This is a genomic window from Devosia riboflavina, assembly GCF_000743575.1.
Classification (GTDB): Bacteria; Pseudomonadota; Alphaproteobacteria; order Rhizobiales; family Devosiaceae; genus Devosia; species Devosia riboflavina.
On record NZ_JQGC01000011.1, the window covers coordinates 26,218 to 51,566 of the forward strand.

General features: G+C 63.0%; 24 protein-coding genes. 9 read left to right on the forward strand and 15 right to left on the reverse strand.

The window, feature by feature from the left end:
- Window positions 1-66: 66 nt before the first annotated feature.
- Both JP75_RS12825 and JP75_RS12830 read left to right on the forward strand, forming a co-directional pair.
- Window positions 67-963, forward strand: a complete 897-nt coding sequence (locus JP75_RS12825) for a cation diffusion facilitator family transporter (protein ID WP_035083570.1) — start codon at window positions 67-69, stop codon at window positions 961-963.
- Between the two features lie 222 nt (window positions 964-1,185).
- On the forward strand, window positions 1,186-1,665 hold the full coding sequence (locus tag JP75_RS12830; protein ID WP_035083574.1) for a hypothetical protein: 480 nt from the start codon (window positions 1,186-1,188) through the stop codon (window positions 1,663-1,665).
- Here the strand turns inward: JP75_RS12830 and JP75_RS12835 are convergent.
- Window positions 1,649-2,230, reverse strand: coding sequence for an AAA family ATPase (locus JP75_RS12835; protein ID WP_035083575.1), 582 nt, complete (start codon window positions 2,228-2,230; stop codon window positions 1,649-1,651). The genes JP75_RS12830 and JP75_RS12835 overlap by 17 nt on opposite strands.
- A gap of 12 nt (window positions 2,231-2,242) precedes the next feature.
- Window positions 2,243-2,887, reverse strand: a complete 645-nt coding sequence (locus JP75_RS12840; RefSeq protein ID WP_035083578.1) for a hypothetical protein — start codon at window positions 2,885-2,887, stop codon at window positions 2,243-2,245.
- Window positions 2,888-2,981: 94 nt separating this feature from the next.
- On the opposite strand from JP75_RS12840, the gene JP75_RS12845 reads away from it, so the two are divergent.
- Together JP75_RS12845 and JP75_RS12850 are read left to right on the forward strand one after the other, a co-directional pair.
- Window positions 2,982-3,236 (forward strand): DUF2164 domain-containing protein, encoded by a 255-nt coding sequence (locus JP75_RS12845; protein ID WP_035083669.1) that lies wholly within the window; start codon window positions 2,982-2,984, stop codon window positions 3,234-3,236.
- Window positions 3,237-3,323: 87 nt separating this feature from the next.
- A complete protein-coding gene (locus JP75_RS12850) occupies window positions 3,324-3,674 on the forward strand; it encodes a DMT family protein (protein WP_035083580.1) in 351 nt (116 codons plus the stop codon).
- Here JP75_RS12850 and JP75_RS12855 read toward each other — a convergent pair whose 3' ends face one another.
- The 3 genes from JP75_RS12855 to JP75_RS12865 all read right to left on the reverse strand — a co-directional run bounded on the left by JP75_RS12855 (window position 3,675) and on the right by JP75_RS12865 (window position 7,243).
- On the reverse strand, window positions 3,675-4,871 hold the full coding sequence (locus tag JP75_RS12855) for a GTP-binding protein (RefSeq protein ID WP_035083582.1): 1,197 nt from the start codon (window positions 4,869-4,871) through the stop codon (window positions 3,675-3,677).
- 58 nt (window positions 4,872-4,929) lie between these two features.
- Complete coding sequence (aztD, locus tag JP75_RS12860; RefSeq protein ID WP_035083585.1) at window positions 4,930-6,114, reverse strand: zinc metallochaperone AztD; 1,185 nt, start codon at window positions 6,112-6,114, stop codon at window positions 4,930-4,932.
- A gap of 187 nt (window positions 6,115-6,301) precedes the next feature.
- Window positions 6,302-7,243 carry a zinc ABC transporter substrate-binding protein gene (locus tag JP75_RS12865; RefSeq protein ID WP_035083587.1) on the reverse strand — a complete coding sequence of 314 codons (942 nt, stop codon included), beginning with the start codon at window positions 7,241-7,243 and terminating at the stop codon, window positions 6,302-6,304.
- Window positions 7,244-7,357: 114 nt separating this feature from the next.
- On the opposite strand from JP75_RS12865, the gene znuC reads away from it, so the two are divergent.
- The 3 genes from znuC to JP75_RS12880 all read left to right on the forward strand — a co-directional run bounded on the left by znuC (window position 7,358) and on the right by JP75_RS12880 (window position 9,580).
- On the forward strand, window positions 7,358-8,179 hold the full coding sequence (znuC, locus tag JP75_RS12870; RefSeq protein ID WP_035083589.1) for a zinc ABC transporter ATP-binding protein ZnuC: 822 nt from the start codon (window positions 7,358-7,360) through the stop codon (window positions 8,177-8,179).
- Window positions 8,180-8,355: 176 nt separating this feature from the next.
- Window positions 8,356-9,174 (forward strand): metal ABC transporter permease, encoded by an 819-nt coding sequence (locus JP75_RS12875; protein ID WP_035083591.1) that lies wholly within the window; start codon window positions 8,356-8,358, stop codon window positions 9,172-9,174.
- Window positions 9,164-9,580, forward strand: coding sequence for a Fur family transcriptional regulator (locus JP75_RS12880; RefSeq protein WP_035083594.1), 417 nt, complete (start codon window positions 9,164-9,166; stop codon window positions 9,578-9,580). Before JP75_RS12875 ends, JP75_RS12880 begins: the two co-directional genes overlap by 11 nt.
- Before the next feature lie 3 nt (window positions 9,581-9,583).
- On the opposite strand, the gene rsmD is transcribed toward JP75_RS12880, so the two are convergent.
- The 6 genes from rsmD to JP75_RS12910 form a co-directional block, all read right to left on the reverse strand.
- On the reverse strand, window positions 9,584-10,147 hold the full coding sequence (gene rsmD / locus JP75_RS12885) for a 16S rRNA (guanine(966)-N(2))-methyltransferase RsmD (RefSeq protein WP_035083671.1): 564 nt from the start codon (window positions 10,145-10,147) through the stop codon (window positions 9,584-9,586).
- Window positions 10,148-10,150: 3 nt separating this feature from the next.
- A complete protein-coding gene (locus JP75_RS12890; protein WP_051960672.1) occupies window positions 10,151-12,034 on the reverse strand; it encodes a pseudouridine synthase in 1,884 nt (627 codons plus the stop codon).
- Between the two features lie 111 nt (window positions 12,035-12,145).
- The gene (locus JP75_RS12895) at window positions 12,146-12,847 is read right to left on the reverse strand and encodes a hypothetical protein (RefSeq protein ID WP_035083596.1); all 702 of its coding nucleotides are present in this window, start codon (window positions 12,845-12,847) and stop codon (window positions 12,146-12,148) included.
- An 85-nt stretch (window positions 12,848-12,932) separates the two neighbouring features.
- The gene (gene lspA, locus JP75_RS12900; RefSeq protein ID WP_051960673.1) at window positions 12,933-13,499 is read right to left on the reverse strand and encodes a signal peptidase II; all 567 of its coding nucleotides are present in this window, start codon (window positions 13,497-13,499) and stop codon (window positions 12,933-12,935) included.
- A 4-nt stretch (window positions 13,500-13,503) separates the two neighbouring features.
- Complete coding sequence (gene ileS, locus JP75_RS12905; protein ID WP_035083599.1) at window positions 13,504-16,431, reverse strand: isoleucine--tRNA ligase; 2,928 nt, start codon at window positions 16,429-16,431, stop codon at window positions 13,504-13,506.
- Between the two features lie 119 nt (window positions 16,432-16,550).
- Window positions 16,551-17,744 carry a glycosyltransferase family protein gene (locus JP75_RS12910; protein ID WP_035083602.1) on the reverse strand — a complete coding sequence of 398 codons (1,194 nt, stop codon included), beginning with the start codon at window positions 17,742-17,744 and terminating at the stop codon, window positions 16,551-16,553.
- A gap of 234 nt (window positions 17,745-17,978) precedes the next feature.
- Here JP75_RS12910 and JP75_RS12915 point away from each other — a divergent pair, with 234 nt between their 5' ends.
- Window positions 17,979-19,055, forward strand: a complete 1,077-nt coding sequence (locus tag JP75_RS12915) for a helix-turn-helix transcriptional regulator (RefSeq protein WP_035083605.1) — start codon at window positions 17,979-17,981, stop codon at window positions 19,053-19,055.
- Here JP75_RS12915 and JP75_RS12920 read toward each other — a convergent pair.
- From JP75_RS12920 to JP75_RS12930, 3 genes are all read right to left on the reverse strand, one after another.
- Window positions 19,052-20,026, reverse strand: a complete 975-nt coding sequence (locus JP75_RS12920) for a bifunctional riboflavin kinase/FAD synthetase (RefSeq protein ID WP_035083677.1) — start codon at window positions 20,024-20,026, stop codon at window positions 19,052-19,054. The two genes, JP75_RS12915 and JP75_RS12920, sit on opposite strands and share 4 nt — an antisense overlap.
- A gap of 1 nt (window position 20,027) precedes the next feature.
- A complete protein-coding gene (locus tag JP75_RS12925) occupies window positions 20,028-20,906 on the reverse strand; it encodes a TIGR01459 family HAD-type hydrolase (protein ID WP_051960674.1) in 879 nt (292 codons plus the stop codon).
- Window positions 20,907-20,994: 88 nt separating this feature from the next.
- Window positions 20,995-22,269, reverse strand: coding sequence for an EAL domain-containing protein (locus tag JP75_RS12930; RefSeq protein WP_035083608.1), 1,275 nt, complete (start codon window positions 22,267-22,269; stop codon window positions 20,995-20,997).
- 193 nt (window positions 22,270-22,462) lie between these two features.
- Here JP75_RS12930 and JP75_RS12935 point away from each other — a divergent pair, with 193 nt between their 5' ends.
- Complete coding sequence (locus JP75_RS12935; protein WP_244446311.1) at window positions 22,463-23,893, forward strand: sigma-54-dependent transcriptional regulator; 1,431 nt, start codon at window positions 22,463-22,465, stop codon at window positions 23,891-23,893.
- Window positions 23,894-24,024: 131 nt separating this feature from the next.
- Here JP75_RS12935 and JP75_RS12940 read toward each other — a convergent pair whose 3' ends face one another.
- Entirely contained in the window at window positions 24,025-25,320 is a 1,296-nt protein-coding gene (locus JP75_RS12940; RefSeq protein ID WP_201772938.1) for a glycoside hydrolase family 125 protein, read from the reverse strand.
- Window positions 25,321-25,349 lie beyond the last annotated feature (29 nt).

Sequence of the window (25,349 nt, forward strand, 5' to 3'; positions counted from 1 at the left end):
TACAACGACTTGCGAGACTCCGCCTTTGAAGCTATGGCGGGTGACAATCCCTAAAGGAGTCCCCCCATGGCCGCCACAGACCGCACGCTCGCCATTGCCGCCGTCAGTCTCGCCATCGGGCTCACTGTCCTCGCGCTCAAATTCTTCGCCTGGTATCTCACCGGCTCGATCGCGCTCTATTCCGACGCGCTAGAATCCATCGTCAACGTCGTCACCGCCATTGCCGCGCTGATCGCCGTCCGCCTCGCCCAGCGCCCGGCCGACGAGTCCCTGCCCTATGGCTATCACAAGGCCGAATATTTCTCGGCCGTGCTCGTCGGCGTCATGATCATCGTCGCCGCCATCCTGATCCTGCGCGAAGCCTATTTTGGTTTCCTGGAACCGCAATTGCCGGAGGCGCCGGTCGAAGGCCTCGCAGTCAGCGTGGGCGCCACGCTGATCAACGTATTCTGGGCTCTTTATCTCAGGCGCTATGGCCGCCGCGTGCGTTCGCCCGCCCTCGTTGCCGATGCCAAGCACCTGATGACCGACGTCATCTCCACCCTTGGCGTCATTGTCGGCCTCGTCCTTGTCTACGCAACCGGCATAGCCGCGCTCGACTCGATATTGGCCGCGCTCGTCGCGCTCAACATCCTCTGGTCCGGCTGGGGCGTCATCCGCGAAAGCGTCGGCGGCCTGATGGATGTCGCCGTACCGCCCGAAACCCAGAAAACCATCCGCGAAGTCATCGCGCAGAACGCCGATGGCGCCATTGAGGCCCATGACATCCGCACCCGCCAGGCGGGCAAACTGACCTTTATCGATTTCCACCTCGTCGTCCCCGGCGCCATGAGCGTCGAAGCCGCCCACACCATTTGCGACGGCATCGAAGCCAAGCTGCGCGAAACGGTCAGCGACCTGCAGATCACCATCCATGTCGAGCCGGAAAACAAGGCCAAACATGCCGGGATCGTGGTGGTTTAGGTCGTTAGTTTCACCGGCCCCCACCCTTTTAGAGACCTCATGGTGAGGCGCGGAGCGCAGCGAAGCCTCGAACCACGAGGTCGAGTGGGTGGAGCCATCGCGCCAGGCCCTCGTGGTTCGAGGCTTTGCTCTGCAAAGCACCTCACCATGAAGGCCACTGGAAGGACCGCCGCGGGGAACAACGCCCTTGCCGCCTGCCCGCGACGCAGGCAGTCTCAGCCCATGCGCTTCGCCCTCGCCCTTTTCGCCACCCTCATTCTCGCCCTGCCTGCCTTCGCCCAGGCAGCCTGGGGCTATTATGCCAATGCTCGCTACGGCTACGAACTCGACGTTCCGCCCGGCTTCGAAGGCCAGGGCGAAAGTGCAAACGGCGATGGCCAGGTCTTCCTCTTTGACGGCCGCGTCGGAAAACTCACCGCCTGGGGCGGCTATTTCGTTGCCGAGCCGGATTTCGAATCCGAAGCCAATGCCCTTTTCGCCTCGGACACTGAAGCCGGCTGGGGTGTCATGGCGCAATCGGCCACGCCAAGCTGGGCCACCTGGTCTGCAACCAAATCCGGCCGCGTGCTGCAGCAGCACATGATCCAGCTCTGCGACGGCGCGGGCTATGCCGCCATCCGGCTCGAATATGCCCAGGTGGATCGCCCCAAACTCGACGACCTCGTCCAGCCGCTCATCGTCTCGCTCAAACCGACCTGCTGAGCGCCCGGGCTGCAGCATGCGCTATCACCCGCTGCGCCGCGTCTTCGGCGGGCAGATCGGTCGTGTCGAGATCGAGCCGATTGGCGTGCTCGACAGCCAGAAGCGGCCTTGACCGCCGGACCAATTCGGCGCCCGCGGCATCGGTCATCTTGAGCCGTGCTTCGCGATCGGCCGAAGGAATGCGTTCGGCATGCGCCGCATCGGAAGCCGACAGGAACACCGGCACGAAAGTGCTGCCCCGCCGTTCCGCCGTCGCCACCACTTCGTCATAGGCCGGGCGATCGAGCGGATCGCCCTCCATCAGCGCATTGGTCAGCACGAAACTCGCCTGCGCCGCGGCGATTTCCGCCATGGCCGTCAAAGCCTGGCGCCGGATCGTCATGATCAGGTCCCATGCCGCATCGGGGATTTTCGACCCACCATCCTCGCGGATCAGCGAGAAAATGACATTATTGGCCAGGTGATTGTCGAAAAGCCGGGCGCCGGTCGCGGCAGTGATCCGGTTTGCGATCGTGAGCTTGCCCACGCCATAGTGGCCGATGAGATAGATGATCGTGTTGTGCATGTCGCTCCCGCCTCAATATTCCGGCTGGGGCAATTCCTCCGGCCATGGATAGCCGAGATTGATCGACTGCACGCGCACATCGAGCGTTTCCAGCAGCGGCTCGGACGACGGCACCGTCACCTCGCCCGATACCGGCGTGACATCCACGCTTTCGGGATATTCATCCTTGGGCGCAAAGCGAATCCAGAAGCCGCAGCCGGTCTCGGGATTGGCCAGCGCGCCCTTTTCGAACATGGCCCCACCGCCATAATCCCACCAAAAGCCGCCAATGGTGAAAGGCGCGCCATTGATGGCTTCCACCTCGGCAACGCTCATGCCGATCTTGACGCCGGCCGGGGTCTCCTGGCTCGGCGCCAGTTCCACGGAGCTGAGATATTCAAGCTCTTCCTCGTCCCACCAGCTAAACTGCATCACCCGCTCTGGATCATCGGGATAGACCGTCGTCGCCTCCAATTCGATGCCCTCGACGCCATAGACGGTGCCGGTCTCGACATTCTCGTCGCCAAACGTCTCCCGCACCAGCGCATCCGAGCTTTTCGGCCCAAAAACGCCGTCACAGGAAATGGCCTGCGGCGCGGTTTTCACCTTGTCATTGGCCATAGCCGGCGCGACAGCGAGGGCCAGGCTCAGGGCAAGCAGCGAAATGCGGGCGATCATGGAATGTCCTCCTCAAGCGGCGCCATTCTGGCCGAGCTTGTGCGTGCCGACAATTGGCGACTCGCGCTATGAACCGGAGCTGAAGGAGTTTTCCATGAAGCCGATCAAGTTCGACCGCGAAGAAACCAAAGCCATCGTTGGCGAAATCCAGGACTATTTTCGCGAGGAACTCGACCAATCCATCGGCGCCATTCCGGCCGAAATGCTGATGCAGTTCTTCGCCGACAAGATGGGGGCCTATTATTACAATCGCGGCCTCTATGACGCGCAGGCGCTGATCCGCAAACAGATTGAAAATCTCACCGACGAGATCTTTGCGCTCGAGCAGCCCACCAAGCACCTGCGCTGAGGCCGCTTGCCAAGTCCGCGCCGCCAGCGGAGAAGTCCGCCAGCGTCCCGAAGGGGCCGATTCGCGCCATTGGTGACCACTATGGGAATGAACCTGCCCACCCTCGCCCCCATCGGGCTCCTGATCGCCTCGAACGTCTTCATGACCTTCGCCTGGTATTGGCACCTCAAATATCACGGCATGGTGCTCTGGGCCGTGGTGCTGATCAGTTGGGGCGTCGCCTTCTTCGAATATTGGCTGGCCATTCCCGCCAATCGCATCGGCAGCGCCGTCTATTCGGCGGCCGAGCTGAAGACCATCCAGGAGGTCATCTCCCTCTCGGTCTTCGCGCTCTTTGCCGTCTTCTATCTCGGCGAAAAGCTCACCTGGAACCACGCCATCGGTTTTGGATTCATCGCCCTCGGCGCCCTCTTCATCTTCAAGGGTCCGATAAAATAGTCAGGACCAGGCCGGAAACGGATCGGGCAGCCGCGCCCAGGCGTCCGGCGTCATGGTTCGCGCCGGCACCAGACAGGCATCGAGCCGTCGCCTGATCTCGGCCTCGCTCATTGGGTCCGCCCCAATAAACACCAGCTCCTGCCGCCGGTCGCCCCAGATGGCGTCGAGATAGGGCGCCATGGCATCGCGCCATTCCTTATTGTCCGGCCAGCGTTGCGCCGGCACGGCGGCCCACCAATGACCCCGCCGCTGCGTGCGCACCAGTGCGCCGGCCTGACTCAATTCCCCAACGAAGTGCGGCCGCGTCGCCAGCCAGAAAAAGCCTTTTGCTCTAATGACACCCGGCCAGGCCTCTTTCAGAAACCGGTCAAGCAGCAGCGGATTGAACGGCTGGCGCGCGCGATAGACGAATGAGCGCACGCCATATTCCTCGGTCTCGGGCACATGGTCCCTATAACCGTTGAGCTCCTTGAACCAGAGCGGATTGGTCTCTGCCACTTCAAGATTGAAGAGCCCTGTATCGAGCACATCATCGAGCGCCACGACGCCAAAATCCGTTTCGACAATCCGCGCCATGGGATTGAGTGCCTTGATAATCGTCCGCGCCGCGCGCCGATCACCCTCGGAGGCCGTCGAAATCTTGTTGAGCACGACCACATCGGCAAATTCGATCTGCTCCACCAGAAGATCAACCAGCGCCCGCTCGTCGCCCTCCCCGGCCGTTTCGCCCCGATCACGCAAAAAGTCCGACGAGGCATAGTCCTTGAGGAGGTTCGCGCAATCGACCACGGTCACCATGGTATCGAGCCGTGTCAGGTCGGACAGCGAAAAGCCGCGCTCGTCGCGAAAATCGAAGGTCGTCGCCACCGGCAGCGGCTCGGAAATGCCGCTCGATTCAATCAGCAGATAATCAAACCGCCCCTCGCCCGCGAGCCGCGTCACCTCGGCGAGCAGATCATCGCGCAGGGTGCAGCAGATGCAGCCATTGCTCATCTCGACCAGCGTTTCCTCGGTGCGGCTGAGATCAGCGCCGCCATCGCGCACGAGCGCGGCGTCGATATTGACCTCGCTCATGTCGTTGACGATGACCGCGACCTTGCGACCCTCGCGATTGTTGAGAATGTGATTGAGCAGCGTCGTCTTGCCGGCGCCGAGAAAGCCGGACAGCACGGTGACGGGAAGTTTCTTGGGGGCCATGAGTTCTATCCAAAAAAAGAAAATGCCCTGCCGCCGGGGGCGGCGGCAGGGCTCGCGGTCAGTGCTGGATGCCCGAGCCGCCAACGGCGACGATATTGTAGGGCGCGCCCTCGACCGCGATCTCACCCGCAAGGGCGAAATCAGCCACATCCACCAGATGCACCACGCTCTTCAGCGGATCGGTCACGGCGACCTTGTCACCCACCACCGCAATACGCGGCCGCGGCAGGCTAAATTCGCCATCCATGGAATAGGGTTCGGTCACCTTCACCGACTGGGTCAGTTCGCCCGACACCACATCGAGCTGCCGCAGGAACCCGTCCTCGGTGAAGATGTAAGCAAATTTCGGCCGCACGGAATCGGTGACAAAATGTACGCGCCGCGTCGGCAGATCGACCAGACGATAGGGTGCAGCCTCGGCGGGATCGATGATGACCACCTTGTCAGCCCCATAATTGCCGAGGAAGTACTGCATCCCCTGCCCGCCGATCAGCGTCGTGGTCTTGCCCTCCGGCAGGCCCGAATAATCAAGCTTGGTCACCTGCGGCTCGCCGGAACCCGAAACAATCAACACTCCATCGCCGCAACCGACGATGAGCAAATTGCCCGAAGCAGCTTCTCCATGGAGGTCCGGGCAAGCATGGGTTTCACCCACAAGCTTCCCTGAGGCATCAACCACATTGAGCCCAATCCGCGGCTTCTTCTCGTCCTCGGCATTGGCCGTCGAGACGAGCGTGAAATCACCCCACGGCACGGCCAGTCCATGATGCGGCGTGCCGCTATCGAGTTGGCTTTCAGTGATCTTTCCGTCGTCAGCCCATTCGTGCGGGCTAAAGAGATCGACCTTGCCCGACCCATCGAAGAACAGCGCCACCTTGCCGTCATGCTCAACGAAATGCGCCGGCTTTTCGCCCGAGATTACCGCCTCGACCAGCGCCGGCTCCGAGACTTCGATATCGCCGTGATCACCATGGTCATCAATGGCGATGCCCGAGCGGATGGCCGAAACCTGCCCAGCCGCACCCTGCACGGCAAACACCGCCTCGCCCGATTCACCGGCAACGAGCGAAGCCGGGCTTTTCAGCGCAAATGCACCCAGGGTATCGCCGCTGATCGCATCCACCGCCGTAACCTTGCCCTCGGCGTGATCGGCGACAAACAACCGCCAGGCAATGACATCATCAGCCAAAATCGGCGCCGTCAGCGCCGTAGCGAGCAGAAGGGAAGTAAAGATATGACGCATATTCTTGCTCCGATATGTTAGAACGTTACATTCTTGTATTGAGAATGGCGCGTGCGACATCACCCCACCCTCATTCCCTCCCCATCAAGGGGAGGGAGGCGCAGGCCACTCGTTCTCGGTTCCATCGTCTCCCTCCCCCTTGTGGGGAGGGATCAAGGGTGGGGGTGTTTAATCAGGTGGGGGCGCTTTACCCCAGGCAATCCACCAGCCCCGCCGCAATCCCTCGCAGCAGGTCGCCATAAAGCCCCGGCCCTTCCGCCAGCGCGCTCCCCTCGGGATCGAGCACGCCCGCCTTGGCCTCGGTCCCTTCCACGATCGTGCTGACAATGGCCGGCTCGAAGTTCGGCTCGGCAAACACACAGGTGGCGCCCAGTTCGCTCACCTTCTTCCGCAGCTCATCCACCCGCGCCGCGCCCGGCATGGCCTCGGGCGAAACGGTGATGGTCCCGGCAACTTCAAGCCCAAAACGGTTCTCGAAATACTGGTAAGCATCGTGGAAGACGATAAACGGCTTGTCCTTGACCCCGTCCAGCGTCGCCGCAATCTCGGTTTCGAGTGCTCCAAGCGCCGCAATCTCTGTCTCGGCGTTGGCCCCATAGGCCGCGGCATTGTCAGGATCAGCCGCGCTCAGCACCCGCGCGATCTCGGTCACCATCAGCTTGGCATTTTCCGGATCGAGCCAGAAATGCATGTCACCTTCTTCGTGCTCATGGTCGTGGTCATGCGCCGCTTCCTCATGCCCATGATCCTCATCGCCATGCGAATGCGGCTCGAATGTCCCGCCTTCACGCATCGGCAGGAGCTCGATCCCCGGCGATTCCGCCAGCTCAACCGTCTGCGCCTTGGTCGACAGCGTTTCCAGCGCATCGGCCAGGAACAGTTCCATGCCGTGCCCGGTCCAGAACACGATATCGGCATTTTCAAGCGCCGCGGCATCCGAGGGCCGCAGCGAATAGGTGTGCGGCGAAGCCGCGCCCTTGACGATCAGCCCGGGCTCACCAACCCCCGCCATCACCGCCGCAACCAGCGAATGCACAGGTTTTGTCGAAGCCACGACATTGGGCGCCGCCATGGCCGTGCCGGTCAGCAGCAGGCTTGCAAAGGCAGCGATCGGGATCAACCGGTTCATGAAAGGCACCTCTTGTCTGCTCCATATCGCGAACGATATGTTATGTTATTACGCTTGCGGCAGTGTTATGCTATAACGTAAATGACAGCGTCAAGTGCACTTGTGGAAACATTCATGGACATGCGCATGAAGGGCGAAACGCTCATCACGCTCACCAATGCCGGTGTGAAAAGTGGCGGCCGCGTCCTGGTGGAAGGCGTCGACCTCTCCATCGCGCGCGGCGAAATCGTCACGCTGATCGGCCCCAATGGCTCAGGCAAATCGACCACCGCCAAAATGGCGACGGGCGTTTTGAAACCGTCTACGGGCACGGTAACCCGCAAGGCGGGTCTCAAGATCGGCTATGTGCCGCAAAAGCTCAGCATAGACTGGACGCTCCCGCTGACGGTCGAGCGCCTGATGACCCTGACCGGCCACTTTTCCCGACCCGAAATTGAATCCGCCCTAGCCGCTGTCGGCGCCGGCCGCCTCCTTCATGCCGCCGTGCAGGAGCTGTCCGGCGGCGAATTCCAGCGCGTGCTCTTCGCCCGCGCCATGATCCGCAAGCCCGATCTCCTGGTTCTCGACGAGCCGGTGCAGGGCGTCGATTTCTCCGGCGAAGTGGCGCTTTACGAACTTGTTCGCCAGATCCGCGACACGACCCAGGCCGGCATCCTGATGATCAGCCATGACCTCCACGTCGTCATGGCCGAGACCGACACGGTCATCTGCCTCAACGGCCATGTCTGCTGCCGCGGCACCCCTGCTGCCGTGAAGCGCAGCCCGGAATATCTCGCCCTGTTCGGCGCCCGCGCCGCCGATACCCTGGCCATTTACGAGCATCATCACGACCACGAACACCACGACGACGGCTGCCTCGTCGGCAAGCATGGCGAGCACGAGCATCCGCACGGCCATGTCCACCACGATCACTCGGAGCATGACCATGCTCGGTGACTTTGGGTGTTCCGTAGTCAGCCGCCCCCCCTCCCCATCCCTCCCCGCAAGGGGGAGTGTGCCGGGTCAGGGGCTTTGGCAGAATACCGCCCCAAACTCGATGCAGCACCTCCCCCTTGACGGGGGAGGTTGGGTGGGGGTGCCGGCAAGCACAAGGTCAGGGAAGGGGGACCAATATGCTCGGTGATTTCTTCTCCCGCGCCCTCGTCGCCGGCGTCGGCCTTGCCGCCGTCACCGGGCCGCTGGGCTGCTTCGTCGTCTGGCGTCGCATGGCCTATTTTGGTGACACCATGGCCCATTCGGCCCTGCTCGGCGTCGCCATTTCCATCCTGCTGTCGATCAACATGACGCTCGGCGTCTTCGCCGTCGCCGCCCTCGTCGCCGGTGCACTCCTGCTGCTGCAGCGCCAGAACACGCTCTCCACCGACGCCCTCCTCGGCATCCTCAGCCACTCCTCCCTCGCCGTAGGCCTCGTGCTCGTCGGCTTCCTTACTCAGGTCCGTATCGACCTCATGGGCTTCCTCTTCGGCGACATCCTCGCTGTCTCGATGGAAGATATTTACATCATTTATGGCGGCGGCATCGCCATCCTCGCCATCCTCGCGCTCAACTGGCGCCCGCTCCTCGCCGCCACGGTCAGCCCCGAACTGGCTGAAGCCGAAGGGCTAAAACCCGAGGTCAGCCGCATTCTTCTCATGCTGCTCATGGCCTCCGTGATAGCCATCGCCATGAAACTCGTCGGCGTTCTGCTGATCACCTCGCTGTTGATCATCCCCGCCGCCACCGCCCGCCGCCTCAGCGCTACGCCCGAGTTCATGGCGCTGGTTGCAGCAGTTCTCGGTGCAGCATCGGTCGTCGCCGGCTTGTACGGTTCGCTCACCTGGGATACCGCTTCGGGACCGTCCATTGTCGTCGCGGCGCTGCTGATATTCCTCGTTTCGCTGACGGTACCGACCGCAAGATTGTTCGGCAGGAGAGAAAGCCATGGCGCATAGTCACGACATTCCGACTGATCTCACCCGCAATCAGGAACTGGTGCTGGGCACGTTGACGGCCTCGATGGGCCCGCTCAGCGCCTACGACATTCTCGACAAGCTACGCAGCGACGGCCTCCGCGCTCCCCTGCAGGTCTATCGCGCGCTCGACAAGCTCGTGGACCGGGGCCTCGCCCACCGGCTGGAATCGCTCAACGCCTTCGTCGCTTGCGCCGACATGCATTGCCACCGCAAGGGCCTCATCGCCTTCGCCATTTGCGAAAGCTGCGGCAAGGTCGATGAATTTGCTGATGAAGTGATCGAAGAGCGCCTGGGCACCTGGGCCCGCAATGACGGCTTCAAGGTGGAACGCACCACCATGGAAATCCGCGGCCGTTGCGCGGATTGCCTCAAAAAGGCGGCCTGAGAACTAGGCCGCATCTCCAAACGTCAGGAACCGTACGGCGGCAGCGCCATATTCGCGCTCATCGTCGAGTTCAAAACCTGCCGGCACCGTCACCGGCACATCGACACTTTCTTCCCAGACCAGTGTCGCGCCGGGCTTGAGCCAGCCATTGCCGGCCAGTTCTGCGAGCGCCTTTTCTCCAAGACCCTGCCCATAGGGCGGATCGAGAAACACCAGATCGAACTGCCCAAAAGTGCCCGGCGTGCCGAGCCCCGTCGCATCGCGACGCAGCAGTTTTGTAATCCCCGCCACACCAAAGGCCTGGATATGATCGCGGATCAGCCCGCGCGATTCCGCCCCCACGTCGACAAAGGTAACGTGGGAAGCCCCCCGCGACAGCGCTTCGAGCCCCAGCGCCCCGGTGCCGGCAAAAAGGTCAAGCACCCGCTTGCCCTCCAGCACCGGCCCCAGCCGTGACCCCAGAATATTGAACATGCTTTCGCGCACGCGATCCGCCGTCGGGCGAATGGAATCGTCCGACGGGGAATTGAGCTGCTTGCCGCGAAATTTACCGGCAACAATCCGCATCATTTAGCCGCGCGGCTTGCGCGGGCCAGTGGGACGGCCGCCCTCCGGGCGTCCACCGCCGCCCGGCTTGCCACCAAACGGCTTGCCGCCGGTGGGTCGACCGCCCGTCGGGCGTGCGCCACCGGGGCGTCCGCCTTCAGGGCGTCCGCCGGGACGGCCACCCTCGGGGCGCCCGCCAGTCGGACGGCCCGCGCCGGGGCGGCCACCTTCGGGACGTGCACCACGCGGCTTGTCGCCAAAGGCCGGCCTACCGCCCTGCGGACGGCCCTGGCCCGGACGATCGTCGCGACGCGGCGGCCGGCTGTCGTCAAATCCGCGCTGCGGACGATCCGAGCGTGGGCCACGCGAGGGCTTGTCACCGAAGGGACGAGACGGACGATCGCCACGATCCGGGCGATCACCAAAACTGCGGCCTGGCTTGTCGCCAAAAGGACGCGCCGGACGATCGCCACCACCACGGGCGGGACGATCCCCAAAGCTGCGACCAGGCTTATCGGCAAACGGACGTGCCGGACGGTCGCCGCCGCGAGCGGGGCGATCGCCAAAACCACGACCCGGCTTGTCGCCGAACGGACGATCGCCAAAGCTACGCGCTGGCTTGTCGCCAAAGCCGCGCTGCGGGCGCTCGCCGCCGCCACGACGGTCATCATCACGACGCTGAGGACGATCGCTGAAGCTGCGGGCCGGACGCTCATCGCCATCCGGACGACGGCCGCGCTGCGGCCGGTCGCCAAACGACTTGTCGCCATAGGGCTTGCGATCGCCATAAGGTTTCTTGTCGCCGAACGACTTCTTGTCACCAAACGACTTGCGGTCACCGGCCGGGCGATCGCCACGCTCCGGCTTGGGCGCGCGGATCGGCGCACGGCCATAATTGCTTGCCGGCTGGTCATCGGGATCGACGCGCCCACGGCCGGGACGTGACGGGCCCTTGGGCTCATATTCTTCAGGCGCGCGACCATCGTCATCAAAATGAATGCGACGCGGACGAACCGGGCGCTCTTCATCGCGGAACGAGCCACCGCGCGCATCCGGACGTCCACCAGCGCGCGACCCACGACCCCGCGGCGATTCGCTCATGGCGCGCGGCGGCGGGAACAGGCCTTCGGGCATTTCGCTGTCGAAATCGACGCCGGCTGCCTCGGCCAGCTTCTTGCCGAGCTGGTCCTTGAGCATCTTGGCCTTCACCACCTCGATCTGGCCTTCCGCCAGATCGCCGAGCTGGAACGGGCCATAGGAGACGCGGATCAGGCGGTTGACCTCGAGACCCAATGCACCGAGCACATTCTTGACTTCGCGGTTCTTGCCTTCGCGCAGACCCACGACGATCCAGACATTGTGCCCCTGCTCGCGCTCGAGCGTGGCTTCGATGGGGCCGTAGTTGATGCCTTCCACCGTGATGCCGTCCTTGAGCGCATCGAGTTGCGCCTGCGTCACAAAACCATAGGCGCGGACGCGATAGCGGCGCAGCCAGCCCGTGGACGGCAATTCCAGCACGCGCTTCAGCCCACCATCATTGGTGAGCAGCAGCAGGCCTTCGGTATTGATATCGAGACGACCAACGGTAACGACGCGCGGCAGGCCCTGCTCTTCGAGAGCCTCGAAAATGGTCGGACGACCTTCCGGGTCCTTCTCGGTGACCACGAGCCCGGCAGGCTTGTGATAGAGCCAGATGCGGGTGCCCTGGCGCTCCGCAAGGGGCTTGCCATCGACAGTGATCTTGTCGCGGCTCGTCACGTTGAAGGCGGGGGTGATGACCTTCTTGCCATTGACCATGACGCGGCCGGCGGCAATCCAGCCTTCGGCGTCACGGCGGGAGCAGAGGCCGGCGCGAGCCATGACCTTGGCGAGACGATCGGCAGTTTCGGGTTTTGGTGTGTCGCTCATGCGAACAGGACTTCCATGTCATGCGGGACCCATTTTGGGCGGCGCGGAGAAAGCGAAAGGCGGCCGGATCATCCGGCCGCCGGAAAAACGTGGTTCAGGCCAGAAGCGTTGCTAGAGTTTTACGTCCGAGGCCTTCAGGGTCACATCGGGGCCGCCGCCCAACACACCGCTGCTGCTGGGCCCTTCGGTCCGCAGCGCGCGGCGAACTTCTTCCGGGCAACGCCGATCGCTGAGAGGAACCAGTTCGCCGGCTGGCGTGCGGCAGATTAGATCGGCACTGCCCACTCGGGTAAAATATTCATCCGGCGGCAAATAGAGCGGACGGCTAGCCGTGCCGGTCACCTGCATGCCTGCCGCGCTCATGCGCGCCGTCAAGGCGCGCGCTTCTTCCGGCGTCAGCGGACGACCAGACAGCGAGCGCAGGTCGACGACCTTGGCATTGCGCAGACGCTGGAGGTCCGCTTCGCTCAGGTTCGAGGTATCGATCTGCACGGTATTGCTATCGGCGGGAAGCTGCGCGGAGGCAACTTGCGTGCTCGGCGCCGGCAGATTGTTGCCCGACCGCGGCAGCACCAGCGGCGCGCGGGCAGCAGTGATATCTTCCTTCGGCGGATCGCCCGGGATGAGACCGACGCCGCGCGCGGTCGTGTTCAACACGTCGCGTTCAAAGGTGCCGAAATCGGTCAGCGCATTGGTGCCTTCGACCGTGGTGCAGGCGCCAAGAGCCAGCGTAGCTGCCAAGGCCAGCCCTGCCAGCACTGCACGCGCCGCGGCCGAAATACGGCCATTGTGGCCGGTCAATCCAATACGCATGAAACGTCCCTTACGATAATGGCGGCGCTTATAGCGCATTTGAGGCCCTAAGGCCAGATTTGGGCAGCACAATGGTATGCGAGCCTTAATCGGCCGGCTTTGCCCTGCTCTTGCCCAGACCCACGAGGTCAACCAGCAAGAGGATCACCCCCAGCGTGATCGCCATATCGGCAATGTTGAAGATGTAGAATGACCAGCTTCCCCAATGAAAATGGAAGAAGTCGGCCACCGCCCCGAAAATCAGCCGGTCGAGCGCATTGGACAGCGCCCCGCCAATCGCAAAGGCGAGGCCCAGCCGCACCAGCGGCGCATCGGTCCGCCACCACCAGACCGAAAGCCCCAGGATCGCCACCAGCATGATCGCGCCCAGCGTCCACACCGGCAGGCCATCAAGCAGCCCATAGGAAATGCCGGTATTCCACACCAGCACATAGTCGAAGAACGGCGTCACCGGCACGATCTCCCCACCTCGCCAGCCGGTCATCGAAAACGGCAGGTAGTTGGTGAAGATATCGACGCACGCCGCCTGCCCGATCGCATAGCAATCGGCGGCGATGTGATAGCCCTTTTGCGCGCGGTCGAGCCCAAAGGCGAGCACGGCCGCGACAAGCGACATGTAGACGGCGGGCGACGCAGCCTTGGCAGCGGCCACCGGGCTAGAGCCCTGCCGCCGCACGCTCACGCAGTGCCTGGGCATCGCGCAAGGTCACATCAGGATATTCGGCATCGGTCCCGACCTCGGGAAGAATCTTCCACGAGCGCGCACAACGCTGGCCTTCAGCCGCCGCAAACACCACGGTAACGCCCGGCACTTCCGGCAGGGTGAAGCCACCGACGGGCGCCGCATGGCCATTGGCCAACGAGATCGACGAGGTGATCGCCACTTCCGCGAGATCGATATCGGCCACGGCCGCAGCAAGCGCCGCGTCAGCGATAAAGACCTGCGGCGCCGCTTCGAGCGAGGAACCGATGACCTTTTCACGGCGACGGATTTCGAGTTCGCCGGTGATCACGCGGCGTACCGCTTTGATCTTGTCCCATTTGGCTTCGAGCCCGTCATCGAGCCATTCCGCCGGAAGGTCGGGGAAGAGCCGCAGATGCACCGACTCGTTCTCACCCGGATGACGTTCCAGCCAGCACTCTTCCATGGTGAAGACCAGGATAGGCGCCAGCCAAGCCGTCAGCGCATTGAACAGGTGATCGAGCACGGTCAGCGCCGAACGACGCTTTACGCTCGAGATCGGATCGCAATAGAGCGTGTCCTTGCGGATGTCGAAATAGAACGCCGAAAGCTCGATGTTCATGAAGTTCGACAAGAGCGAGACGACCTTGCGATAGTCGTATTCCTTATAGGCCGAACGCACACCAGCATCGAGCTGCACCAGGCGATGCAGCATCAACCGTTCAAGCTCAGGCATATCGCGGAAATCGACGACATCGTCGGCCTTGAAGTGCGCGAGGTTGCCGAGCAGCCAGCGCAGCGTATTGCGCAGCTTGCGGTAAGCATCCACGGTCGTCTGGATGATCTCCTTGCCGAGCCGCAGGTCTTCCGAATAGTCGGACGAAGCCACCCAAAGTCGCAAAATATCGGCGCCGTACTGCTTGATGATGTCCTGCGGGGCGACGGTGTTGCCGAGCGACTTGGACATCTTCTTGCCTTCGCCATCCATGGTGAAACCATGGGTGAGAACGCTGTCATAGGGCGCATAGCCATTGGTCGCGCAGCTTTCGAGCAGCGACGAATGGAACCAGCCGCGATGCTGGTCCGAGCCTTCGAGATACATCGAGGCCGGGAATTTCAGATGCGGCCATTTCTGCTTGTTGCGCAGCACGAAGGCATGGGTCGAGCCGGAATCGAACCAGACGTCGAGCACGTCGGTCACCATCTCATAGTCCTCAACCTTATAGGCCGAGCCGAGATAGCGCTCTGCGGCGCCGGGCTTGTACCAGGCGTCCGCGCCCTCTTCCTCAAAGCTCTGGGCGATGCGGTGATTGACCGTTTCATCCCTAAGGATTTCGGAAGTTTCCTTGTGCACGAACACGGTGATCGGCACGCCCCAGGCGCGCTGACGGCTCAGCACCCAATCCGGGCGATCGGCGATCATGGCGCGCAACCGGTTCTGTCCGGCAGCAGGATAGAATTTCGTCTTGTCGATCGCATTGAGCGCGCGCACGCGCAGCGTGTCGCCTTCGGCGCCTTCGATGGCCTTGTCCATGTAGACAAACCACTGCGGCGTATTGCGATAGATCACCGGCTTCTTCGAGCGCCAGGAATGCGGATACTGATGCTTCACGCGGCCACGGGCAATGATATTGCCGTGTTCGGCAAGCGCGGTGATGACGCGCTGATTGGCATCACCCTTCTTGCCATTGTCGTCGATGACGCGTGCGCCATCAAAGCCCGGTGCTTCCTTGGTGTAAAAACCGTCGTCTCCCACCGGGAACGGGATGGACGGATCGATCCCGCGGTCCTGCAGCAGGCGGGTGGAGGTCATCCAGATATCGAAGTCGTCGAGACCGTGGCTGGGCGCGGTATGCACAAAGCCGGTACCGGCATCGTCGGTGACGTGTTCGCCATCGAGCAGCGGCACGTCGAAATTGTAGCCACCGGAAAAGCCGCGCAGAGGATGGGCCGCCGTGATGGCCTTGAGCTCATCAGCCGAGACCGTGGCGCGCTTTTCAAAGCCCGTCACCTTGGCCTTGGCGAAGACTTCGGCGGCGAGCTTATCGGCCAGGATGTACTTTTCGCCGGTCTTGGCCCAGTTCTCAGCCGGAGCTTCGGTCACTTCATAGACCGAGTAGTCGACCTTGGAGGAGAAGCTGACGGCGCGGTTGGCCGGGATCGTCCACGGGGTCGTGGTCCAGATGACGACAGAGGCACCCAGATGCGGCCCCTTGGTCACCGGGAATTTCACCCAGATCGTATCGCTCTCATAGTCCTGATATTCGATCTCGGCCTCAGCCAGCGCCGTGCGCTCGACCACCGACCACATCACGGGCTTGGACCCACGATAAAGCTGCCCACTCATGGACACCTTCATCAGCTCGCGCGCGATCTGCGCTTCGGCGTCAAAGCTCATGGTGAGATAGGGATTGTCCCACTCGCCCAGGATGCCGAGGCGCTTGAATTCCTCGCGCTGGATATCGACCCAGCTTTCGGCGAACGAACGGCATTCCTGACGGAATTCCACCACGGGCACTTCGTTCTTGTCCTTGCCCTTGGCGCGGTACTGCTCTTCGATCTTCCATTCGATGGGCAGGCCGTGACAATCCCAGCCGGGGATATAGGCAGCGTTGTGGCCAAGCATCTGCATGGACCGGGAAACCAGGTCCTTCAGCGTCTTGTTGAGCGCATGGCCGATATGGATATTGCCATTGGCATAGGGCGGGCCGTCATGCAGCGTAAACAGCGGCCGATCCTTGGCCTGCTCGCGCTGACGCTCGTAAATATCCATGTCCTGCCAGCGCTTGAGCCAGATCGGCTCGCGATCGGGCAGGCCCGCGCGCATCGGAAACTCGGTTTCGGGCAGGAAGAGCGTGGCCGAATAGTCTTTTTCGGTCGCGCTTGCAGCGGTATCGGTCATGGAACGGCAATCGGTTTTGGAAGATTGGGCCGCCTTTTAGCAAGTGAGGGCAAAGGGGGCAAAGGTTGATTTTGCTACCCCGTCACAGGCAGGACGCGTGCCCGCGCCGTGGCAGGCACTCAGGCCTGTTGCAGAAGCGGCAGGATCCGCGCCCGCGCCATGGCGCCGGCATCGCCGAAAAGGCTCGCACGCAGCTTTTCCGCCGCTGCCACCTCGCCGCCACCGATCTCATAGGCTTCCATGATCGTCGCGCTGATCTCGTCCGCGTCCGCAGCCGCCGGATTGACGATACGCACCGGGGCCATGTCGCCGGCGCGCCGCGCATGGAAGAGATGTTCGAGATGCTGGGGAAAGGCAACCTGCCCGATCCCCATGCCCAGTCCCATGCAGAGCGTGCCGTGCTGGCCGGAATGGAGCAGCAGCCGCGATCGCCGATTGATCGCTTCGAAGGAAACCGGCCGCGCCTCCACCGTCACGCCGGCCTCGGCGAAAAGCTCCCGCACTTCGGCCGTGGCGCCGGGCAGGAAGGCGCGCATCGGCAGGTCGAGGCCGATCAGTGCATCGACAAGCGCATGGTTTTCGGTCTCGTCGCCCGGAAAATAGAAGAAAATCTCGTTGCCGCTGCCATCGGGACGCGGCAATTTTTCGCTGAGCGGCGGCAGGGGTAGCGCCTCGCGCATGTTCCGATAGGGGTCGAGACCGGCAATGGTGCGCGGCATGGCCGTGCTGCCGGCATAGATATCGGACAGTCTCGTCAGTGGCTTCACGCCATAGTGGACCAGCGCCATATTGACCGCCCGCAGCAACTCGTCCTCCGCAAAGACCAGTTCGGCATATTCGGGCAGGAGAACGGGAAACCTATCGAGACCAGCAGGCGGCACCGAATAGCCCGTGCCCACCGCGACAGATGGAATTCCGGCAATATGTGCCGCCAATTGCGCACAGGGCGCGAAGTCGGCGATAACCAGCCGGCTCTTCCGCGCCTTGATCGTCTCCAGCCACCACTTGATCTGGGCGATCAGAAATTGCGGGTTCCAGAAATTGAGATCGCCGAGAAAATCTCCCCAGGTTGCCACCTGCGGATTGCCCGCCGCCTCGCGCCGCGCCCGATTGGTCGAGAGCCGAGCGCCCTGAAAAACGCTGTCGCAATAGGGCACTAGCTCGGCCGCGTGCTCCACGCGGCAGAGCGCGGCGTCACAGATTGCATCGGCGCCAAGCGCTTCGGCAATATCCCTTAGCGTCACCACATGACCGCGCCCGGCCCCACCCTCCCAGGCTAGCAGAATACGCGTCCGGTTGGCCTCAAATGCCATGGCACGCGTCCCGCACCAGGCCAATCAAGAAGCGCCGTCGTCGTCGAAGTAAGCGGGCGGCAATGCGAAACGGCATAGAGAATTCCCCTGCCCGAAGTCCGCGTCGCTCAAAAAAGTGATCGAGACGACCCCAAACCTCTGGATTGACCGGAATTTTTTAGTGGCTCATGCTAAAGGCAACATCGAACACTTGTTCGATGGGGGCACGCGCTCCGCGCGCGATGTGGGCAGGCGATGGGACGGTTCGAGGATATCCTCGGTACGATCCAGCAGGCGGCAGAGGACGAGGCGTCCTGGCCGGACATGTTGGCGCGCCTCGCCGATTACCTGGGCAGTGTCGAAGCGACCCTTGGCGGGGGCGCCCCCGGCTCGTTGCCGCAAATGCTGTCGCCCCGGACCAATCCCGCCGAAATCGAGCGCTATTTCACCACGTTCCATGACCGCAACACGCTGATGCGCGACATGATGGGCCATGCCCCCGGTGTCGTCGTCGTCGACGAGTCCTTGTCGCAATTCGCCGATTTTCAGCGCGATACCTTCTACAATGAATGGTGCGTGCCCCAGCGCTATAACCGTGCCTTCGGGGTCAGGCTGGCGACCAGCACCGGCTGGCATGGTGCCCTGATGATCAACCTGCCCGGCGCCGTCGAAACGGAACAGGTCGCCCGCTTCGAAGCCATTCTTCCAACGCTCACCCGTGCGCTCGAGATCAACAAGCTCATCGGCCAGTTCAGCGGGCTCGCGCGCTCCAGCCTCGATGTGCTGGAACTTGCGGGCCAGGCCGCCATACTGCTCGACGCGCGCGGCATGCTGCTCGATTGCAATGACAGTGGCACGCAGCTCTTCGAGGACGGACGTCTGCGCCAGCGCCACGGCCGCATTTCCTGCGAAGACTCGACGACAAACCGGCACCTGGCGCGGCTGATCGCCCTCTGCCTGCAAGCGCCCGACCACACCTCCGGCGGCCGCATGCAGATCCCAACACCCCAGGGGACCCTGGGCGTGCATTGCGCGCCCTATCCCGGCGGCCTGCTCTACCCTGCCGGGCGCCGTCCCGCCGTTATCATCATCATTTCCGACCCGCAGAACCGCCTGCGCCGCCGGCTCGCCCGGTTGCAGCAGCGCTATAGCCTAACGGCAGCCGAGCTGGCCCTGGCTCTGGCGCTCGTCGAAACCGGCAGCCGCAAAGCCGCCGCCGAGCGACGCGGCGTCTCGGACGCCACCGCCCGCGCCCAGTTGACCAGCATTTTCGACAAGACCGGCGTGCGCAAACAGACCGATCTCATGCGTCTCTTGCTGGCCGAGGACTAACCGAAAAAGCCGAGCTTCTCGTCGAGGACACCAATCGGTCGCGCGTCTGCGATCATCGCCCGCGCCTTGCGGCTGTCGCGATCCATGGCGGCGATGAGATCGTCGAGCCCCTTGAACACTTCCTGCCCGCGGATATGGCCGATCAGCGCCACCGAAATGGTCTGGCCATAAATATCCGCGTCGAAATCGAAGAGATGCGTCTCGAAGGGGGGCCGCTGATTGTCGAACATGGGCTTGCCGTAGGCAGCGACGCCATCGAGCAGTTTTCCGCCCACCTTGGCCCGCACCGCATAAACGCCCTGCGCCAGTTGGAACCCGGTCTGGGTCATCGTATTGGCCGTGGGATAGCCCAGTTCGCGCCCGCGCTGGTCGCCCTTGACCACGCAGCCTTCAAAGAACCAGTGATAACCGAGGAGCCGGTTGGCCGCCGCCACAGCGCCCTCGGAGAGCGCCGCGCGAATGCGCGAGGAGGAAATGACCTCGTCGCCCTCATCGACCAGATCGAGCGTATCCACCGCAAAACCGAGCTCGGCGCCTTTTTCGCGCAAAAAGCTCGGCGTGCCGCGCCGCTGCCGGCCGAAATGAAAGTCGGACCCGATGATGACGCCCTTCACACCCAGCGCGCCCACCAGGAAATCGGCGACAAAAAGCTCCGCCTCGGTCTGCGAAAACGCCGTGTCGAAAGGCAGGACGATGATGCCATCGAGCCCCAACGCCTCGGCCAGAGCCGCCTTGGCGTCGCCCAGCGTCAGCCGGAACATGAAGGGGCTTGGCGCGAAAACGTCGCGCGGATGCGGCTCGAAAGTCAGAATCAGCGCCGGCACACCCGCGGCCCGCGCCCGCTCGCGCAAAGCCGCAATAACGCGCTGATGGCCGCGATGCATGCCATCGAAATTGCCGATGGCGACATAGGCTCCCTTGAGCGCTGCGGGGAGTTCGGCAAAGCCGGAAAGACGAACGAAATCGCTCAATTCAAGACGCCCAGGCAAGACGCGGAAGGAAGCCGGCGACATGCGCCCGGCTCGGCGCGATCAGGTCGGCAATCGCCTGCGGATCGGGCTTGCCGAAAGCATCGAGCTCAGCCGCATGGATCGAACCGGTGATGAACAGGAGGTCGATGCCGAACTGCGCCGCGCCGGTCGCGTCGGTGCGCACGCTGTCGCCGATGGCCAGGACCCGGCTCTTGTCGAGCGCCTTGCCCGCCGCCAGCTCGCCGAGGCGGAACGCCTCTTCATAGATCGGCTGATAGGGCTTGCCCGCCATCAGCACCATGCCGCCCATGGCCGCATAGAGATCGCCCAGTGCCCCGCCGCAATAGATGATCTGGTGCCCATGCTCCACCACGCGATCGGGATTGGCGCAGATCATCGGCAGCTTTCGCTGGAGCCAGTATTTTGCGCGCTCGCGATACATTTCGGGCGTATCGTCATCGGTATCGAGATCGGTCACCACAACCACTTCGGCCTCTTCCGGCCCGGTGCGCCTCAAATCAAAACCTTCGTAAAGCGCATCGTCCTCGGTCGCCGGCCCGACGTGGTGGATAGCCTTCCCGCGATATTTCGAAATCATCGTCCGCGTCGCATCGCCGGAGGAAACGATGGCATCATAGGCCTCGCGCGGCACATTGAGCCGATCGAGCATGGCGACGATCGGCGGGGATGGCCGCGGCGCATTGGTAATGAGAACCACCTTGCCGCCAGCACGGCGATATTGAACCAGCGCATCCACCGCCTCGGGAAAGGCCGAGACGCCATTGTGGATGACGCCCCAGACATCGCTCAGCACCGCATCATAGCGCCCCGCGAGATCGGCAAGGCCGGAAATGATGGGCAGGGGCGCGGCTGCGGACATGGGTCAGTTCCCGTCTAAAAATGTCTCAGGCTGCTATGTGGCAGTTCGGTCCGGGCGATCAAGCCCGAAACCGATGGAACTGCCGATTTCAGAGCTCGGCGCGACGGCGCGCAGCCTCGGGACGCTGCGGAGCCGGCGGCGCCACGGTGCGGGTCGGCTCGAGCAGCAGGTCGGGACGCACAGGGCCCGGCGGGGCGATGTGATTGCCCTGCACCAGCGTGATTTCATTGTCGAGCAGCTCGACGATCTGCCGCTCGTCGGTCACCCCGGTCGCGAGCAGGGTGATGTCGAAGCGCCCCACATAGCTGGCAATGTCGGACAGGTGGAAGTCGGTATAGACTTCCGAGGAATTGATCAGCTGGCCGGCATTGACGCGGATGGTGCGCACGCCGAGCTCGGAGAGATCGGCAAAATTGAGCCGCAGCGAGGACGCATCGGACAGCGAGAAGCCGGCGCCGCGACGCTGGATCGCCTGCAGCGCCGTGCGCGCCGTCTGCATCAGCTCCTGGAATTCCACTTCGCCGATGGTGAAGATCAGGCCCGTGGCAATGACGCGGTTGGCATCGAGAATGGCCAGCAATTGCTCAACAGCCGCGCTGTCGCGCAGCGTGGCGCTCGAGAGCGGAATATAGAGCGAAATCGCCTGCCCGCCGGTGCGGGCGCGGCGGGCAATCGCCACAGCCTCGTTGAGCGCGGTGCCATCGATGCGCTGCAAGACGTCCTCGCCGCCATGGTGCGGCAGGAAATCGACCGGCTCGGCCATGTCGCCGTCTTCGAGCAGCAGGCGCGGCACGAGGTCATAACCGGCCGGACGCCGCTGCGGCAGGCGCGCGACGGGCTGGATATGATAGACAAGGCGCTGGTTGCCCAGCGCCTGACGCACCATTTCAAGGGGAATGATCGGCTCGATATCGCCATGCCGCGGCGCTGCCGCCACGGGGCGCGGCGCATCGCTCAGAAATCGATCGCCGGCCGGAACGGCTGCCGGTGCGGCTCCCTTCTCCTCGATTTCGGCAACCGCCTCAGCCACCTGGCGGATCACCGTACCGAGGACGGAAATATCGGCCTCGATGGTTTCGAGGCGCTGGCCGGGATTGAGTTCGGAGAGCGCATTAATGCGGCGGCCGAGCACGGAACCGGCCTGGGCATCGGTCGCCAACAGACGCGAAAGATCCTCGATGCCGCGTTCGAGGCGCTTTTCCGCACGCAGCCGCAAACGGCGTTCGGAAATCAGGGTAGCAATGCAAACAACGACCAGCGCAACCAGGATCGCTTCGGCAAGCGTAAACGACAAGGCGAAGTAGGATGTTGCGCCAATCGCAAAACCCGCAAGCGCGATAAAGAGATAGACCAGAGCCTGCATGGCATCCCAGGTTCAGATTGTGGCTAGATTCGACGCACCTGTCATACCATTGCCAATGTGACGGAAAAAGCACTTAGACCCGATCCTACAGGTAAAGAACGGATTATTTACCCTGTTCGTCAACAATCCCAGCACCCGCCATGGCTGTCCGGCACCGGCCAGGCGCAAGGCGTAACACTAGGATTTTGGCGTAATGGCAATGAATTCAGGCCTCGACAACGTGCTGAGCGGCCGGCTTCTGCTGATCGACAGCGACGCGGAAGCGGCCTTCCAGATTGGCGAATCGTTGAGCCAGGCCCTGCTCTGCACGCCCGCCGTTACCCTGGCAAAATCCGGCCGCGAGGCCCTCGACATGCTGCGCGCCAACCGATTCGACATCATCCTGGCCGACATGCCGAGCCTCAACGACATCGCCGAGCGCGACGATGAAGGCATGGGCCGCGTCGTGCGCCACGCCGAAGGCGCGCTCGTCGTCGCCATGGCCGGCGGCGCCTCGGTCACCGCTGCGGTCAGCGCCATGCGCTCCGGCGCGCATGACTATGTGACCAAGCCCATTGCCGGTCCGACCCTCGCCACCCGCATCGGCGAACTGGCCCAGCGCCATGGCCGCCCGCGTTCGCTCGGCCTCGACACCAGCCTGCCACAAGCCGTGCCGGATTTCGCCGGCTTTGTCGGCGCGTCCAACGCCATGCAGTTCATCTATGAGCAGATCGGCCGCGTCGCGACCTCGTCCGCCCCAGTCTTCATCACCGGCGAAAGCGGCACCGGCAAGGATGTCTGCGCCGAAGCGCTTCACAGCCAGGGCCCGCGTTCGGGAAAACGTTTCGTCGCCATCAACTGCGCCGCCATTCCGCGCGACCTGATGGAAAGCGAACTGTTCGGCGTCGCCCGCGGCGCCTTTACCGGCGCCCATGAAGATCGCAAGGGCGCGGCAGAACTCGCCGATGGCGGTACGCTCTTCCTCGACGAAATCGGGGAAATGGACCTTTCCCTGCAGTCAAAACTGCTGCGCTTCCTCCAGACCGGAACCATTTCCCGTGTCGGCGAAGCCAGCATGCGAAAAGTCGATGTGCGCGTCATCTGCGCCACCAATCGCAATCCCCTGCAGATGATCACCGAGCGGAAATTCCGTGAGGACCTGTTCTATCGCCTGCACGTCCTGCCGATCCATCTGCCCCCGCTGCGCCAGCGCCCGACCGACATCATGGTGCTCGCCCGCCACTTCCTCGAGCGCTATGCGCGCGAAGAGCACAAGGCGTTTGGCGGCTTCTCCAATGAAGCCTCCCAGCAACTGACCGCCGCCGATTGGCCAGGCAATGTCCGCCAATTGCAGAACCTCGTGCGTCGCATCGTCGTTATGTTCGATGGCGGCGAGATCGATATCGGCATGCTCAATGCCGCCGACATCGAATCCCAGGCTTTTGCGCCGGTGGAAGCCCCTGCCCCGCGCGCCGAAACCCGCCGCGCCATCCTGCCCATGTGGCAGCAGGAACAAAAAATCATCGAAGACGCCATTGCCGCCTTCTCCGGCAATATTTCCATGGCCGCCGCAGCGCTGGAAATCAGCCCGTCCACCATCTACCGCAAGCGCCAGAGCTGGGCGGAGATGCAGAAGGCCGGTTAAGGCCGGCCACAACGCGCCCCTCCACACCCACGGTGTCATTCCCGCGAAAGCGGGAATCTCCGTTTCAGCGCACCGGATTCTCGCTTTCGCGGGAATAACACAGCGGGCGTTAGGCGAACTTCCGCGCTTTCCTAATCGCGCACAGCGGGCCGGCGGTAGCTGCGCAGGCCTGCAACATCCAGCGCGAGCTCGCAGAACATGGCATTGGCCCATGAGAACCATGGTCGCGTGAACTTTGTGGGATCATCGACGTGGAAGGACTCGTGCATGAGCCCCGTTCCCCCGTCCGTGGCCAGCAAAAGGGCCAGCAAGTCGCGCTTTTCGGTGGGGTCATCGCTGGTCAGTCCCTGCACTGCCAGGGCAATCGGCCAGACATGGTCCGGCGGCGTATGCGGACTGCCGATACCCGAAGCTGCCGTCCCGGCATAGAAATAGGGGTTGGCTTTGCTGAGAACGCGGGAACGCGTCGCCTGATAGATCGGGTCCGCTGCCGTGCACCAGCCCAGCATGGGCAGCGAAAGAAGGCTCGGCACATTGGCGTCGTCGGCGAACAAGCTATTGCCCAGCCCATCGACCTCATAGGCGTAGACCGGGTCTTGGCCATCGACCTCAATCAGCCCGAAGCGCTCGATACCCTGCTCAATATCCTCGCGCAGGCGACCGGCGTCCTGAGCAAGGCCATGGTCGCCAAAAACCTCGACCGCCAGTTCGGCGATGTATTTTAGCGCCACCGCAGCAAAGGCGTTGCCGGGAATATTGTAGCCATAGACGCAGGCATCATCGCTGGGCCGAAACCCCGCCCAGGTCATACCGGTAGGGCCAGTGATCGACCCCAGTCCCTCGCGCGTCAGCGTGTCGCTCGGAGGACAATCCAGACGGTCAAACCGATAAGTCGAATTGCGCTCGTGGTCCTGCTCGGTCCGCCAGGTTCGGATGACGACCTTAGCCACGTCCACAAAACTTTGCAGATGGTCGGTTCGGCGGGTTGTTGCCCACAGGTCATAGGCCAGTTGGATCGTATAGGCGAGCGAGTCGATCTCGTATTTGCGTTCCCACACCCAGGCAGATTGCGGAAAAACATCCTTGTGTCCTGCTCCATTGCCGCTGGCGTTGAAGGCATTGGCATAGGGATCGAGCAGCACATAGTCGAGCTGGCGCCGGGACACCGCCGCGATCAAATCGGCCAAGCCGGAATCCTCGTGCGCAAGGTGCAGGAACGGCGCAAGTTGTGCGGTCGAATCGCGGAGCCACATTGCCGGAATGTCGCCCGTTATGACGAATGCCGTTCCATCGGGTAGGTAAGTGACTGTTCTCGTCAGCATGTCCATAAGGCAGCGCTCGACGGTCTCGGCGACTAGCGCGCCCAGCTTCTCGGCGACCTGGCTCGAGATTTTCTGAACGATCGGGTAAAATGACTCTCCAGTCACCGCCATCTCCATCTATAGGCGCTAGTAGG

What these genes read in the sequence shown, in the direction of transcription:
- JP75_RS12825 (WP_035083570.1), top strand. Translation starts at nt 67, where the DNA reads ATGGCCGCCACAGACCGCACGCTCGCCATTGCCGCCGTCAGTCTCGCC.
- JP75_RS12830 (WP_035083574.1), top strand. Translation starts at nt 1,186, where the DNA reads ATGCGCTTCGCCCTCGCCCTTTTCGCCACCCTCATTCTCGCCCTGCCT.
- JP75_RS12835 (WP_035083575.1), bottom strand. Translation starts at nt 2,230, where the DNA reads ATGCACAACACGATCATCTATCTCATCGGCCACTATGGCGTGGGCAAG.
- JP75_RS12840 (WP_035083578.1), bottom strand. Translation starts at nt 2,887, where the DNA reads ATGATCGCCCGCATTTCGCTGCTTGCCCTGAGCCTGGCCCTCGCTGTC.
- JP75_RS12845 (WP_035083669.1), top strand. Translation starts at nt 2,982, where the DNA reads ATGAAGCCGATCAAGTTCGACCGCGAAGAAACCAAAGCCATCGTTGGC.
- JP75_RS12850 (WP_035083580.1), top strand. Translation starts at nt 3,324, where the DNA reads ATGAACCTGCCCACCCTCGCCCCCATCGGGCTCCTGATCGCCTCGAAC.
- JP75_RS12855 (WP_035083582.1), bottom strand. Translation starts at nt 4,871, where the DNA reads ATGGCCCCCAAGAAACTTCCCGTCACCGTGCTGTCCGGCTTTCTCGGC.
- aztD (WP_035083585.1), bottom strand. Translation starts at nt 6,114, where the DNA reads ATGCGTCATATCTTTACTTCCCTTCTGCTCGCTACGGCGCTGACGGCG.
- JP75_RS12865 (WP_035083587.1), bottom strand. Translation starts at nt 7,243, where the DNA reads ATGAACCGGTTGATCCCGATCGCTGCCTTTGCAAGCCTGCTGCTGACC.
- znuC (WP_035083589.1), top strand. Translation starts at nt 7,358, where the DNA reads ATGGACATGCGCATGAAGGGCGAAACGCTCATCACGCTCACCAATGCC.
- JP75_RS12875 (WP_035083591.1), top strand. Translation starts at nt 8,356, where the DNA reads ATGCTCGGTGATTTCTTCTCCCGCGCCCTCGTCGCCGGCGTCGGCCTT.
- JP75_RS12880 (WP_035083594.1), top strand. Translation starts at nt 9,164, where the DNA reads ATGGCGCATAGTCACGACATTCCGACTGATCTCACCCGCAATCAGGAA.
- rsmD (WP_035083671.1), bottom strand. Translation starts at nt 10,147, where the DNA reads ATGCGGATTGTTGCCGGTAAATTTCGCGGCAAGCAGCTCAATTCCCCG.
- JP75_RS12890 (WP_051960672.1), bottom strand. Translation starts at nt 12,034, where the DNA reads ATGAGCGACACACCAAAACCCGAAACTGCCGATCGTCTCGCCAAGGTC.
- JP75_RS12895 (WP_035083596.1), bottom strand. Translation starts at nt 12,847, where the DNA reads ATGCGTATTGGATTGACCGGCCACAATGGCCGTATTTCGGCCGCGGCG.
- ileS (WP_035083599.1), bottom strand. Translation starts at nt 16,431, where the DNA reads ATGACCGATACCGCTGCAAGCGCGACCGAAAAAGACTATTCGGCCACG.
- JP75_RS12910 (WP_035083602.1), bottom strand. Translation starts at nt 17,744, where the DNA reads ATGGCATTTGAGGCCAACCGGACGCGTATTCTGCTAGCCTGGGAGGGT.
- JP75_RS12915 (WP_035083605.1), top strand. Translation starts at nt 17,979, where the DNA reads ATGGGACGGTTCGAGGATATCCTCGGTACGATCCAGCAGGCGGCAGAG.
- JP75_RS12925 (WP_051960674.1), bottom strand. Translation starts at nt 20,906, where the DNA reads ATGTCCGCAGCCGCGCCCCTGCCCATCATTTCCGGCCTTGCCGATCTC.
- JP75_RS12930 (WP_035083608.1), bottom strand. Translation starts at nt 22,269, where the DNA reads ATGCAGGCTCTGGTCTATCTCTTTATCGCGCTTGCGGGTTTTGCGATT.
- JP75_RS12935 (WP_244446311.1), top strand. Translation starts at nt 22,463, where the DNA reads ATGGCAATGAATTCAGGCCTCGACAACGTGCTGAGCGGCCGGCTTCTG.